At 41.4% G+C, this 11,669-nt stretch carries 10 protein-coding genes and 1 pseudogene; 1 reads left to right on the plus strand and 10 read right to left on the minus strand.

Annotation, left to right across the window (positions count from 1 at the left end):
* Positions 1-306 (plus strand): annotated as a pseudogene (locus ADI58_RS04805) (Rpn family recombination-promoting nuclease/putative transposase); the annotation flags it as partial.
* Between the two features lie 559 nt (positions 307-865).
* On the opposite strand, the gene recG reads toward ADI58_RS04805, so the two are convergent.
* The 10 genes from recG to ADI58_RS04855 all read right to left on the minus strand — a co-directional run bounded on the left by recG (position 866) and on the right by ADI58_RS04855 (position 11,584).
* Complete coding sequence (gene recG / locus ADI58_RS04810; protein WP_049521665.1) at positions 866-2,881, minus strand: ATP-dependent DNA helicase RecG; 2,016 nt, start codon at positions 2,879-2,881, stop codon at positions 866-868.
* A gap of 18 nt (positions 2,882-2,899) precedes the next feature.
* On the minus strand, positions 2,900-4,003 hold the full coding sequence (alr, locus tag ADI58_RS04815; protein ID WP_049521666.1) for an alanine racemase: 1,104 nt from the start codon (positions 4,001-4,003) through the stop codon (positions 2,900-2,902).
* On the minus strand, positions 3,993-4,355 hold the full coding sequence (acpS, locus tag ADI58_RS04820) for a holo-ACP synthase (protein ID WP_000635005.1): 363 nt from the start codon (positions 4,353-4,355) through the stop codon (positions 3,993-3,995). Before acpS ends, alr begins: the two co-directional genes overlap by 11 nt.
* Positions 4,356-4,399: 44 nt before the next feature.
* Complete coding sequence (locus ADI58_RS04825) at positions 4,400-5,431, minus strand: 3-deoxy-7-phosphoheptulonate synthase (RefSeq protein ID WP_049521667.1); 1,032 nt, start codon at positions 5,429-5,431, stop codon at positions 4,400-4,402.
* Position 5,432: 1 nt separating this feature from the next.
* A complete protein-coding gene (locus tag ADI58_RS04830) occupies positions 5,433-6,464 on the minus strand; it encodes a 3-deoxy-7-phosphoheptulonate synthase (RefSeq protein WP_049521668.1) in 1,032 nt (343 codons plus the stop codon).
* Between the two features lie 80 nt (positions 6,465-6,544).
* Positions 6,545-9,058, minus strand: coding sequence for a preprotein translocase subunit SecA (secA, locus tag ADI58_RS04835; RefSeq protein WP_049521669.1), 2,514 nt, complete (start codon positions 9,056-9,058; stop codon positions 6,545-6,547).
* Positions 9,059-9,203: 145 nt separating this feature from the next.
* Positions 9,204-9,494 carry a SpeK protein gene (locus tag ADI58_RS04840; RefSeq protein ID WP_020903246.1) on the minus strand — a complete coding sequence of 97 codons (291 nt, stop codon included), beginning with the start codon at positions 9,492-9,494 and terminating at the stop codon, positions 9,204-9,206.
* 10 nt (positions 9,495-9,504) lie between these two features.
* Positions 9,505-10,155, minus strand: coding sequence for an ABC transporter ATP-binding protein (locus tag ADI58_RS04845; protein ID WP_049521670.1), 651 nt, complete (start codon positions 10,153-10,155; stop codon positions 9,505-9,507).
* 3 nt (positions 10,156-10,158) lie between these two features.
* Positions 10,159-10,800, minus strand: a complete 642-nt coding sequence (locus ADI58_RS04850; protein ID WP_049521671.1) for a hypothetical protein — start codon at positions 10,798-10,800, stop codon at positions 10,159-10,161.
* Positions 10,793-11,584: a hypothetical protein gene (locus tag ADI58_RS04855; RefSeq protein ID WP_049521672.1), complete on the minus strand. Its 792-nt coding sequence runs from the start codon at positions 11,582-11,584 to the stop codon at positions 10,793-10,795. The genes ADI58_RS04850 and ADI58_RS04855 overlap by 8 nt, the downstream gene beginning before the upstream one ends.
* Positions 11,585-11,669: the final 85 nt, after the last annotated feature.

Raw genomic sequence — 11,669 nt, forward strand, 5'->3', positions numbered from 1 at the left:
GACCAACTGCTGGACTACAAGAGCTGGTCCGAGGAGGACAGGAAGATGTTTAGTCAACTACGTATGCGCGAAGAACAAGCCTTGTTGGCTCAGGATTATGCCTTGGAGACTGCTAGGGCAGAAGGGATTGAACAGGGATTGGAACGTGGTATTGAACAGGGACTGGAGCGTGGAAAAGTTGAAGGAAGTTTGTCTATGCTACTAAATCTAGTCCGTCAAGGTCTTTTGCCTTCTGAAGTTGCCAGTCAACAGTTGGGTATGACTGTCTCTGAGTTTGAAGAACTATTGAAAAAGCATCATAAATAAGAACTAAAAAATATAGAGAAACCAGCAAAAATAAGGCTCTCAAGCCGTGGTTGGAGTTTTTGTAAATCATTAAATCAATGACAGATTTTTCCGTAATAGATGGAAGAATCTGTTTTTTTAGTTATGCTAGATGTGGGCTCTGAAATAGTAAGATATAGTGTATTGAAATAAGATATGAACAAAGAAATTAGGAAAGTCAAATTATAGTTAAATGAAATAAAAACTGAACAAATTGATTGCGGAATTCAAGCTAATTTCTAGCAACGTTTTAGAAAACTCGGTGGACTATTTCGGATTCAATCTACTATAATTTCTAGAATTTTTTTAGAATCCGCAATGTGCTATTTTAGATTCAATAAATTGTGCTTTTAAAAACGAAAAAAGAGCATCTCCGCCCTTTTTCTCCTGTTCAATCTTAATTTTTTGCTTCTTTCTTTTGGAAAGTGGTTTGGTAATTTACTTTAATCGTTACTGTCATATGAGAGTCCTCGTTTCTTTTTGATGACTCTAGTATAAGGGTCAAACCTGAAAGCTAGCTTAAGTTTTCCCTAAAGAAAGCTTAATCTAAATGTTCTTTCTTTTCCAAATGAAGGGCAATCATGCGCCATTCTGGATCCTCTTGCCAGCCTTCTATAGAACTAATATAGCTAGCCACTTTTCTGGCTTCTTCTAAAATAGGAAAATCTTCGATAATATCAGCGACTTGGAACTCTGGAAGTCCTGATTGTCTGGTTCCAAAAATCTCACCAGAACCCCGCATTTTCAAATCTTCCTCCGCAAGGACAAATCCATTGGTCGTTTCTGTCATGATGCGCATACGGTCTTTCCCAGAATCCGTCTTAGGATTAGCAACAAGAACAGCATAGGACTGCTTGTCCCCCCGACCCACACGACCTCTGAGCTGGTGAAGCTGGCTGAGACCGAAGCGATCGGCATCCATGATGATCATAACGGTCGCATTAGGAACGTTAACCCCAACCTCAATAACCGTTGTCGAAACTAGAATATCCGTTTTTTGCTCTTTGAACTCCTGCATAATCTGGTCTTTTTCGTCACTCTTCATCTTACCATGTAGAAGAGCCACCTCTGCCTTACCAGCAAAATGAGCCGTCAATTCCTCTGATAAGGCAATGGCATTTTTCAAATCCAGAGCTTCTGATTCTTCAATCAAAGGAGAGATAACATAGGCTTGTGAACCTTTTTGGATTTCCCCCTCTAACCAAGTCAAGACCTGAGGCAGTTGCTCATGTTTGATCCAGCGTGTCACAATAGGCTTCCGTCCTGCTGGCATCTGGTCAATAATGGAAACATCCATATCTCCAAATGCTGTGATAGCCAGCGTCCGTGGAATGGGAGTCGCCGTCATCATGAGGACATCTGGATTGTCGCCTTTTTCTCGTAAAATACGCCTTTGCCCCACACCAAAGCGGTGCTGCTCATCGATGATAATCAAGCCAAGACGAGCATAATCCACCCCATCCTGAATCAGAGCGTGGGTTCCGATAATCAAATCAGCCTCACCCTTAGCAATAGTCTCCAAGACTTCTCTCTTTTCTGCAACCTTCAAGGAACCTGTCAAGAGAGCCAGTTTCAAGTCTGGAAAGAGGTTCTGTAAACTCTCAAAATGTTGCTCTGCAAGGATTTCTGTTGGCACCATGAGAGCAGCCTGGTAGCCAGCTGTCACTGCTGCAAACATGGCCAAGCCAGCGACCACCGTTTTTCCACTCCCCACATCCCCTTGTAGGAGACGATTCATGTGGTGGTCCGACTTCATGTCGGTTAAAATTTCCTGCAAACTCTTTTCTTGAGCTTGAGTCAGGGCAAAAGGAAGACTTTCCTTGACTGCTGTCACTTTTTCCTGAGACCAGTTCAGGTCCAGACCACTTCCCTGAACTCTATTCTCAGACTTGAGCGTCTGCAATTGCATTTGGAAATAAAAGAGTTCCTCAAATTTGATACGGCGAAGGGCTTGCTTGTATTCTGCCAAATCCTTAGGAAAATGCATGGCACGAACGGCCTGACAACGGGACATGAGTTTGTATTTGTCCAGCAAGGACTGGGGCAGATTTTCCTCAATCAAGAGGTCCAGTCCCTGATCAAAGGCTGTCTTGATAACTTTGACCAGACTGGCCTGACTGATTCCCTGAGCCAAGCGATAGACAGGTTGGAGGTCATCTTCCACCTGAGCCAGGACCTTCATCCCAGTCAGACTAGCCTTGGCGCGGTCCCATTTTCCAAAGACAGCAAGGGTTGCTCCCAACTCTATCTTATCTGCTAGATAGGGCTGGTTAAAGAAGTTCACCGCAAAAACGACTTCTCCCTGCTTGAGGCTAAAACGCAGGCGATTGCGCTTGAAACCATAATACTGGACACTGGCAGGAGTCACTACCTGACCAGAAAGAACCGCCTTCTCACCGTCTTCTAGCTCCAGCACCTGCTTGGTTTTAAAGTCTTCATAACGGAAAGGAAAGTAGAGCAAGAGATCTTGCAAATTTTCAATTCCTAGTTTGGCGTATTTTTCTGCTGACTTTGGTCCCACACCAGGTAAGACATGCAAGGGTTGATGTAGATTCATGCTCCACTCCTTTCTTTTCTAATAATATTCTCTCGGAATGCGGTCGCTGAGAAGACAAACCACTTCATAGTTAATGGTTCCACGGTAGGTCGCTACCTGAGTAGCTGTGATCTCCTTGCCCCCATTAGAACCAATGAGGGTGACTTTGGTTCCTAAGGGATAAAGCTTAGGCAGACGAATAGTGATTTGGTCCATCGAAACCCTGCCGACGATTGGACAAGCTTGGCCATCTACCAAGACAGAAAAATTCTGCATGTCACGTGTCCAACCATCCGCATAACCAATTGGTACCGTCGCGATGACTTGCTCACTATCCGCTTGATATGTCGCTCCGTAGCCCATGCAAGCTCCAGCTGGAACTGTCTTGACGTGAACCAGAGCAGATTCCAAGGTCAAGGCTGGTTTCAAGTCATAAGGCAAGTCCAAAACCTCTCCGCTAGGATTAAGACCATACATGGCATCTCCCATACGAACCGCATTGAAAATAGTCTCTGCATGCCAAAGAGTCGTTGCAGAATTGCTGGCATGAACCAGCTCTGGAAGACCTTTCATACTAGCTAAAATAGTTTTAAACCGTTCTAATTGCTCATTAAAATAAGTATCTGATTCCTCATCCGCAGTCGCAAAGTGGGTAAAAATCCCTTCAACGCGAGCACCGTGTTGTTGGAGCAAGTCTTGAGCCTGCTCAGCTTCACTAGCCTCTCGAAAACCAATCCGTCCCATGCCTGAATCAATCTTGAGGTGGACTGTTAATCCAGTTAGGTCCGCTTCCTGATCTAAGAGTGCTTGAACCCACTCCAGTCCAGCCACAGTCAAGGTAATGTCGTATTCTTTAGCTAGAGCAACAGCTTCGATTTCAGAAACTCCTAAAATGAGGATTTTCTTCCTGAGTCCAGCCTGTCTGAGTTCAATAGCTTCATCAATATTGGAAACGCAAAAGCCATCAACATCATCTTGAATCGCCTTGGCAACGGCAACAGCCCCATGACCATAGGCATTAGCCTTGACTACTGCAAATTTGAGCGTTCCTTGAGGGATATGAGCCCCCATTTGTTGAATATTTTGTCGAATAGCTCCCAGATGAATCAGAGCCTTGGTTGGTCTATGCGGACTAGCTTTCATGATTTTCCTCCAAAATGACACTGGCTGTCACAAACTGATCGGTATGGCTGATAGACAGCCAAATCTTTCCTGAAAATGGTGCCTGACTAAAATAAGGCGCCCCGCGTTCATTGTTCAAGACTTCCAAATCCTGAAAACCGAGCTTGCCAATGCCCGTTCCCATGGCCTTGGAAAAGGCCTCCTTAGCCGACCAACGACCAGCCAAATATTCAATCTGTCTGCGCCCTTTAAGACTGGTGAAGCGCTCCATTTCCTTAGCGGTCAGCACGCGCTTAGCAAATCCTTCATGTCGTGTAACTGCGCTTTCTATCGAAGCCAATTCTTCGATGTCAATTCCGTGTCCAACTATCATTCTCATCAAAAGGAGTTGAGATTCCCCAACTCCATCCTTTTCACTTATTTTGTCAAGGTAGCGTAAATCTCTTCTACCAAGGCCTCTGTATTTTCCCAACCTAGACAAGGATCTGTAATAGAGCAACCAAAGACCTCTGGTTGGTTTTGGCGACCATCTGCTAGGTAAGATTCAATCATAAATCCTCGAACCGTCTTTTTGATTTTCTCGTTCCAATCACGATTTTGCAAGGTCTGGCGGACAATTCGAATCTGCTCCATATATTGCTTTCCTGAGTTATCATGGTTGGTGTCAATAAGGATAAAGGGATTTTCAAGTCCCATGGCTTCATAGCGCTCAATGGCATTTAGCAAAGTTTCATAGTAAAAGTTAGGCTCATTTTTCCCATATTCATTAACTGCGCCACGAAGGATGACGTGAGCCAAGGGATTTCCTGAAGTCTCAACTTCTTGACCATGGAAGAGGAAGGTCTGTTTGTTCTGAGCAGCATAAATACCGTTAAACATGACACCCAGATTTCCTGAAGTTGGATTTTTCATCCCCACTGGTGCATCAATTCCTGAAGCCACAAAGCGATGCTCTTGGTCTTCCACAGAACGAGCCCCAACAGCATGGTAGCTGACCAAGTCATCCACCAAGACCAGATTTGACGGATAAAGCATCTCATCTGCCGTTGTCAAACCAGTCTCTGTAATCACGCGGTAGTGCAACTGGCGCACAGCCTGCAAGCCGTTAATCAGGCTTGGAGCCTTAGAAGTATCTGGTTGGTGAACCAAACCTTTATAGCCGTCTCCGTTGGTACGAGGTTTAGCTGTATAAACACGCATAACCATGAAAATCTTGTCCGCCACCTTCTTCTGCAAGGCGGATAAACGGCGAGCATATTCCAAGACAGCCTCTTCATTGTCAGAAGAGCAAGGACCAATCACCAAAAGGATCCGGTCATCTTCTCCTGAAATGATGTCTGCCAATTCTCTATCTCGACGCTCCTTTAATCGCAAGGCTTCCACAGACAATTGGGTTTCTGCCTTGATTGCTTCAATATCGATTTCTTGACCTTTTTCAATAAATGCCATCTTATTCTCCTAACGTTTGGTAGATTTCTCTGACGAGGACTTCCGTATTCTCCCAGCCAAGGCAAGGGTCTGTGATAGACTTGCCAAATACTTCCGGTTCGTTCTGACGACCGTCTTCTAGATAAGACTCAATCATAAATCCACGAACGTACTGCTTGATTTTTTCATTCCAATCACGATTAATCAAGGTCTGGCGGACAATTCGAATCTGATCCATGTATTGCTTACCAGAGTTGTCATGATTAGTGTCCACAATGATAAAGGGATTTTCCAAGCCCATTTTCTCATACTGGGCAATGGTATCCATCAAATTATCATAGTAGTAGTTGGGAATATTCTTACCATACTCATTGGTCGCTCCACGAAGAATAGCGTGCGAAAGCGGGTTCCCAGTTGTTTCCACCTCTTTTCCTAGGAAAAGGAAACTTTGTTTATTTTGAGCAGCATAAATCCCATTAAACATAACATTGAGATTTCCAGAGGTTGGATTTTTAAAACCAGTCGCAAAATCTGCTCCACTGGCCACAAAGCGGTGTTGCTGGTCTTCAACTGAACGAGCACCAACCGCCATGTAAGAAATCAAATCATCCACTAGCGGAAGATTTTCAGGATAAAGCATTTCGTCAGCTGTCGTCATACCTGTTTCCGTGATGACACGATAGTGAAGATGGCGCACGGCTTTGATTCCGTTGATGAGACTAGGCGCTTCTGCCGTGTTAGGCTGGTGAATCAATCCCTTATAGCCATCTCCGTTGGTACGGGGTTTGGCAGTGTAAACACGCATAACCATAAAGATACGGTCTGCCACTTCTTCTTGTAGGACTGCCAAACGCTTAGCGTACTCAAGAACAGCTTCTTCATTGTCAGATGAGCATGGCCCGATTACCAATAGAATCCGCTGGTCTTCTCCACGCATAATGGCTTCTAGCTCTTGATCACGCTGTGATTTTCTCTCCAAAGCTTTGCCTTCTAGTTTTGATAAGGCACGAACTTCTTCAATATTAATTTTAGGACTTTTTGCTGTAAATACCATAACTCATCTCCTTATAAATCAAACGGATACCAAGTAAAAATTTACTTTTCACAAGGTATCCGCCTCTAAACTATCTCATTTTATTGTCTTTTACCGTGACAGTTTTTAAACTTCTTACCAGAACCACATGGGCAAAGTTCATTCCGTCCAATCTGGCTCAAATCCAGATTTTCAGGCATATTTGCTTGGTGGGCAGCGATATTGCGAGTCGCTGTTGTACTGATATGGTGTTCTGCTTGTGGTCTTTCTTGTTCATGAATTTGTGCTTTCATCATCAAACGTGTCACATCAAACTCAATCGAACCAATCATGTCATTAAACATACGGAAACCTTCTGCCTGATACTCAACAACAGGATTGTTCTGAGCATAGCCACGAAGTCCAACTGCGTTACGTAATTGATCGAGGGCATCGATATGATCTGTCCACTTGTTATCTACCACTCGTAGAATCAAGACTTTTTGGAACTCTTTAACTGCTTCTTCATCGCGTAGTTTTGAAACCTGACTATCGTAAACTTGCAAGGCACGTTGGAAAAGCTCTTCCTTGATGGCCTTATCAGACAAGCCTGACAAGTCTTCCATCGTAATAGAATCTTCCGGAAGCAAGTTGTACTTAGCAAAGTTCAAAATTGCTTCTAGTTTTTCATCTTGTTTTGCACGCGCATGACCATCAACGACACGACCAATCGTGCGTTTAATCATAGACTGAATTTCAGGTGCCAAGTCACGGTCTGCAGTGATGACATCGTAACGTTGAGCATAGATAATCTCACGTTGTTCACGCATGACGTCATCGTATTGAAGGACTTGTTTACGAGTATCGTAGTTATTTCCTTCGACACGTTTTTGCGCTGCCTCAACCTGACGCGTCAACATACGAGACTCAATCGCCTCTTCAGACATGTTCAAGCGTTCAAAGATTCCCTTCAAACGTTCAGAACCAAAACGTTTCATCAAATCATCTTCAAGAGATAGGTAGAATTGTGACTCACCTGGGTCTCCTTGACGACCTGAACGTCCACGAAGCTGATTATCGATACGACGGCTTTCATGACGCTCTGTACCAATAACACAAAGTCCTCCAAGTTCACGAACCCCTTCACCAAGCTTGATGTCGGTACCACGACCGGCCATGTTAGTCGCAATGGTAACAGCACCACGTTGACCAGCATTCATAATGATTTGGGCTTCTTTGTAGTGGTTCTTAGCATTCAAGACTTCGTGAGGAACGCCAGCTGCGACCAATTTCTTAGAAATGTAATCACTAGTTTCAACCGCTACTGTACCAACCAAGACAGGCTGACCTTTTTGGTAACGAGCCTTAACGTCTTCGACAACCGCCTTAAACTTAGCCTCGATACTTGCATAAAGAAGGTCTGAGTGGTCAATACGTTGAACAGGACGGTTTGTTGGGATTGGAATAACACGAATGTTGTAAATTTCACGGAATTCTTCTTCCTCAGTCTTACCTGTACCCGTCATACCAGACAATTTCTTGTACATACGGAAAAGGTTTTGGTAAGTAATTGAGGCAGATGTCTTGGTTTCATCCTGAATTGGCACACCTTCTTTAGCTTCAATGGCTTGGTGCAATCCATCAGAATAACGACGACCTTCCATGGTACGACCTGTAAATTGGTCAACGATCAAGATTTCTTGTTCTTCGCTCACCACATAGTCAATATCGAGAAGCATGATGTAGTTGGCACGAAGGGCGTTATCGATAAAGTGAGTCAAAGCTACGTTTTCGATGTCATAGAGGTTTTCAAGTTTGAAGTAGCTTTCAGCCTTGTCAATCCCTGAATCAGACAAACCAATAGTCTTAGACTGCACATCGATGATGTAGTCGTCTTTGTCCAAAGATTTTACATAGTGGTCTGCCATGTGATACAACTGACTAGTTTCAACCGCATTAGCACCTGATACGATCAAAGGTGTACGCGCCTCGTCAATCAAGATTGAGTCAACCTCATCGACCAAGGCATAGTTAAGCGGACGTTGTACCATGTTTTCAGCGCGAACAACCATGTTGTCACGAAGGTAGTCAAATCCGATTTCTGAGTTGGTTGAATAAGTGATATCACACTCATAGGCTTCTTTTTTCTCCATTGGAGATTTGGCAGCCAAGTTGATTCCTACTGACAAACCAAGCCATGAGTACAATTCACCCATCTCAGTCGCGTCACGTTCTGATAGGTATTCATTGACCGTAACTACGTGAACCCCTTTACCTGAAAGGGCATTGAGGTATACGGGCATGGTCGCAGTCAAGGTTTTCCCTTCCCCTGTACGCATTTCTGGCACGTCACCATGGTGAAGAACGATTCCCCCCATGACCTGAACCTTATATGGGAAGAGGCCTAGGACACGTTTGGCACCCTCACGGACAACCGCAAATGCTTCATAAAGCAATGAATCCAGTGATTCTCCATTTTGATAACGTTCTTTAAATTCAACTGTTTTTGCTTTTAGTTGGTCATCAGTCAAAGCAGCCATTTGGTCTTCGTATTTGAAAACCTTGTCAGCCATCTTTTCCAGACGACGGATTTCTCCTTTATCATTTTCGATAATTGTTTTTAAAATATTAGCCATGTTTTTCCTTACTTTAAATTCCGAATATTTTAGAATGTTCTTTTAATTTTAGCACAATTACTGATTATTTTCAAGGAAGAATCCCCATTTTGAAAAGGAAAAAGAGGCTAGTTTCCAAGCTAACCTCTCTGACTTTTATGATGATTTAATTGCCAACAAAAATCGGCAAAATCGCAAATAGGATAAATAGATTTATCCAAAGAGAAAAACAGCAGATCAATCCAAAAACAAAGAGACTGACTTTCTTGGACAGCAAGGCCATCAAAATAGACAGAATACCAAAAACTAGTAAAACTTTCTGCATGATTAAGAGATTGATAGATATTCCCAGAACTGGTTTATCCCAAGGAACAAAGAAGAAAGCCAGCCAGATCAGCAGAACTAAACCAATATAAACCTTGGAATAGCGTGTAATAAATGATTTTAGATGTTCCATAAGCCACCTCCTAGGATTGTATATCCTTTAAATATTGTATATGCCCATTTTCGACAACTAATACATCTGTACAAAGATCTGAAATATCTTCCGATATATGCGAAGTCAGGATAACCAAACCATTTTCTTTTTTCAGGTAAGATAAAATGACCTGTTTGGTTAACCTCACACTCTTCTCATCCAAAGCATTCATAGGTTCATCGAGAAAGAGTATAGAAGGTTCGGCAATAAAGGCTTGAATCAAAGCCATTTTTTGTTTCGTTCCTAAGGATAAATGACGGTATTCAATGTCTTCAAATTCCTGTAAATCATAGTATTGAATCCAATAGGCAATTCTTTTTTCCGTAACTTTAGATGAAAAATACCTTAACAGTTCCAAATTTTCTCTCAGGGATAAATGAGATAGAAACTCTACCTTTTCGATTAAAATCCCTGCATCCTGAATATAATGATTTTTCACCCCGTAAACTTTACCATCTTGAAGAACTTTTCCTTTGTCAAGCTTAATATAACCAGCAAGTACCTTTAAAAGAACCGTCTTGCCAGATCCATTATCACCTTTAAGGCCATAAATTTTTCCTGATTGAAAGACCAGATTTAACTGATTTAAAATAGGTCTTTTCCCATAATTTTTCTGTCCATTTATAATTTCAAGTCTCATCGTTTATCCTTTCTTAAATTTCTCTTCCAAGCGACTAACAGTCAAGATAACTAATAAACTTAAGAGTACTACATACACTGTTACAATATGATCCATCATCCATTCTTGTCCCACAAATGCTAAAAAATAGATAAAAAAGGAAAAACTAGCGCCTACACTAATAAGTGCTATCAGATAAGACAGTAACAAATACAAGATCATTAACTGAGCAAGTAAAAAGAAAAGTGCGACTGTTTTGAAATGAATTCCTAGAGGAAGTAAACCAAGAAACCAGACAAATAAATCTTGAGTAAAAAATTTAGAAATGACAACCAATCGTTTCCTTGTATAATCGAAAAAGGAGCTTGATTGATAGCGAATCAAGTGATGGTAATGATCTGCCAAATCACTTTCAAGCAAAATGACAGAGAGCCATCCTACCATGAAAAGCGAAAGGTTTAACAAGAGTTTGGGGATTTCTAAATTCACTTCAGAATAATCATTATAGGAAAAGATTGAAATCAATTCCCTCTTGAAAAAGATAACAGCATCCTGCTTTTGAACCACTGTTGACAATAGACAGTTAATCAAAATCATCATCAGAACTATGCGAAGTAGTAAAATGATCTTTCTCTTTAGCAAAATATTGTTAAAATTCTTAAACATTATCTTCATATTTTTTAAGCACCATATAAGGAACAATATAAAGGATATAAGGAGTAAAGAGTTTCATCAAACTTACATCCCCATAGCTAGCTTGCATCAAACTCGTCATAGGAACCATATAGTATGGCAAGATACTATAGAGCAGCATAGAACCAAGCCAAAGAAACATCAAATAGGCAATTGCCGAACGAGTCACATTCCCTAAATAATCAACTATTTTTAAAAAATAGACTGCATTGATGAAAATACCGATTAGTAGGACACAAGTAAAGAACAAATAGCTTGTTATCTCTCCATCTAGAATCCTTTGTAAACTACTTCCATCAGAAAATAGAGAATTCCATTCCAGAGGCGAAAAAGTCCCAAAGAAATTGGTTATGATTGCAATTATCAGCACAGTCACTAAATATATCACACAAGGGATACTTGCAACTTGAAAAATCAACTTTCTTTTTAACCCTTGATAACTTACTTCTCTTCCAATACTCAATCGTAAAACTTTATTTTTCAGCTGAATGTATTGAAAACCTAGCAAAGAAATGATAATTGGAATAATAAACGATTGATAAAAACCTAAATTGAACTGGAGAATACGAAAATCTAAAGCTGATTTTAATAAGTCATTTTTAATTGCTTGTCCATCAAATTTGGCTAGGTCAGGCGCATGAATATCAAAAAAGAAATAAGTCATCAAGAAATCACGATAAACCAAAGCAAGAAAAAGCAAAGTAAGTAAGACATAAACAAATTTATGCCTTGCCAAAGTTAAGAGAGGAATCTTCATAAGCCACCTCCTACAAATAGAAAGTAATATAATACTCAATGAAAATCAAAGAGCAAACTAGGAAACTAGCCGCAGGTTGCTCAAA

This window comes from Streptococcus mitis (assembly GCF_001074635.1).
In the GTDB taxonomy this organism is placed as follows: domain Bacteria; phylum Bacillota; class Bacilli; order Lactobacillales; family Streptococcaceae; genus Streptococcus; species Streptococcus mitis_E.

Bases quoted from the DNA above. Each gene is read 5' to 3' on its own strand.
- recG (WP_049521665.1), bottom strand. From the start codon at position 2,881: ATGAATCTACATCAACCCTTGCATGTCTTACCTGGTGTGGGACCAAAG.
- alr (WP_049521666.1), bottom strand. From the start codon at position 4,003: ATGAAAGCTAGTCCGCATAGACCAACCAAGGCTCTGATTCATCTGGGA.
- acpS (WP_000635005.1), bottom strand. From the start codon at position 4,355: ATGATAGTTGGACACGGAATTGACATCGAAGAATTGGCTTCGATAGAA.
- ADI58_RS04825 (WP_049521667.1), bottom strand. From the start codon at position 5,431: ATGGCATTTATTGAAAAAGGTCAAGAAATCGATATTGAAGCAATCAAG.
- ADI58_RS04830 (WP_049521668.1), bottom strand. From the start codon at position 6,464: ATGGTATTTACAGCAAAAAGTCCTAAAATTAATATTGAAGAAGTTCGT.
- secA (WP_049521669.1), bottom strand. From the start codon at position 9,058: ATGGCTAATATTTTAAAAACAATTATCGAAAATGATAAAGGAGAAATC.
- ADI58_RS04840 (WP_020903246.1), bottom strand. From the start codon at position 9,494: ATGGAACATCTAAAATCATTTATTACACGCTATTCCAAGGTTTATATT.
- ADI58_RS04845 (WP_049521670.1), bottom strand. From the start codon at position 10,155: ATGAGACTTGAAATTATAAATGGACAGAAAAATTATGGGAAAAGACCT.
- ADI58_RS04850 (WP_049521671.1), bottom strand. From the start codon at position 10,800: ATGTTTAAGAATTTTAACAATATTTTGCTAAAGAGAAAGATCATTTTA.
- ADI58_RS04855 (WP_049521672.1), bottom strand. From the start codon at position 11,584: ATGAAGATTCCTCTCTTAACTTTGGCAAGGCATAAATTTGTTTATGTC.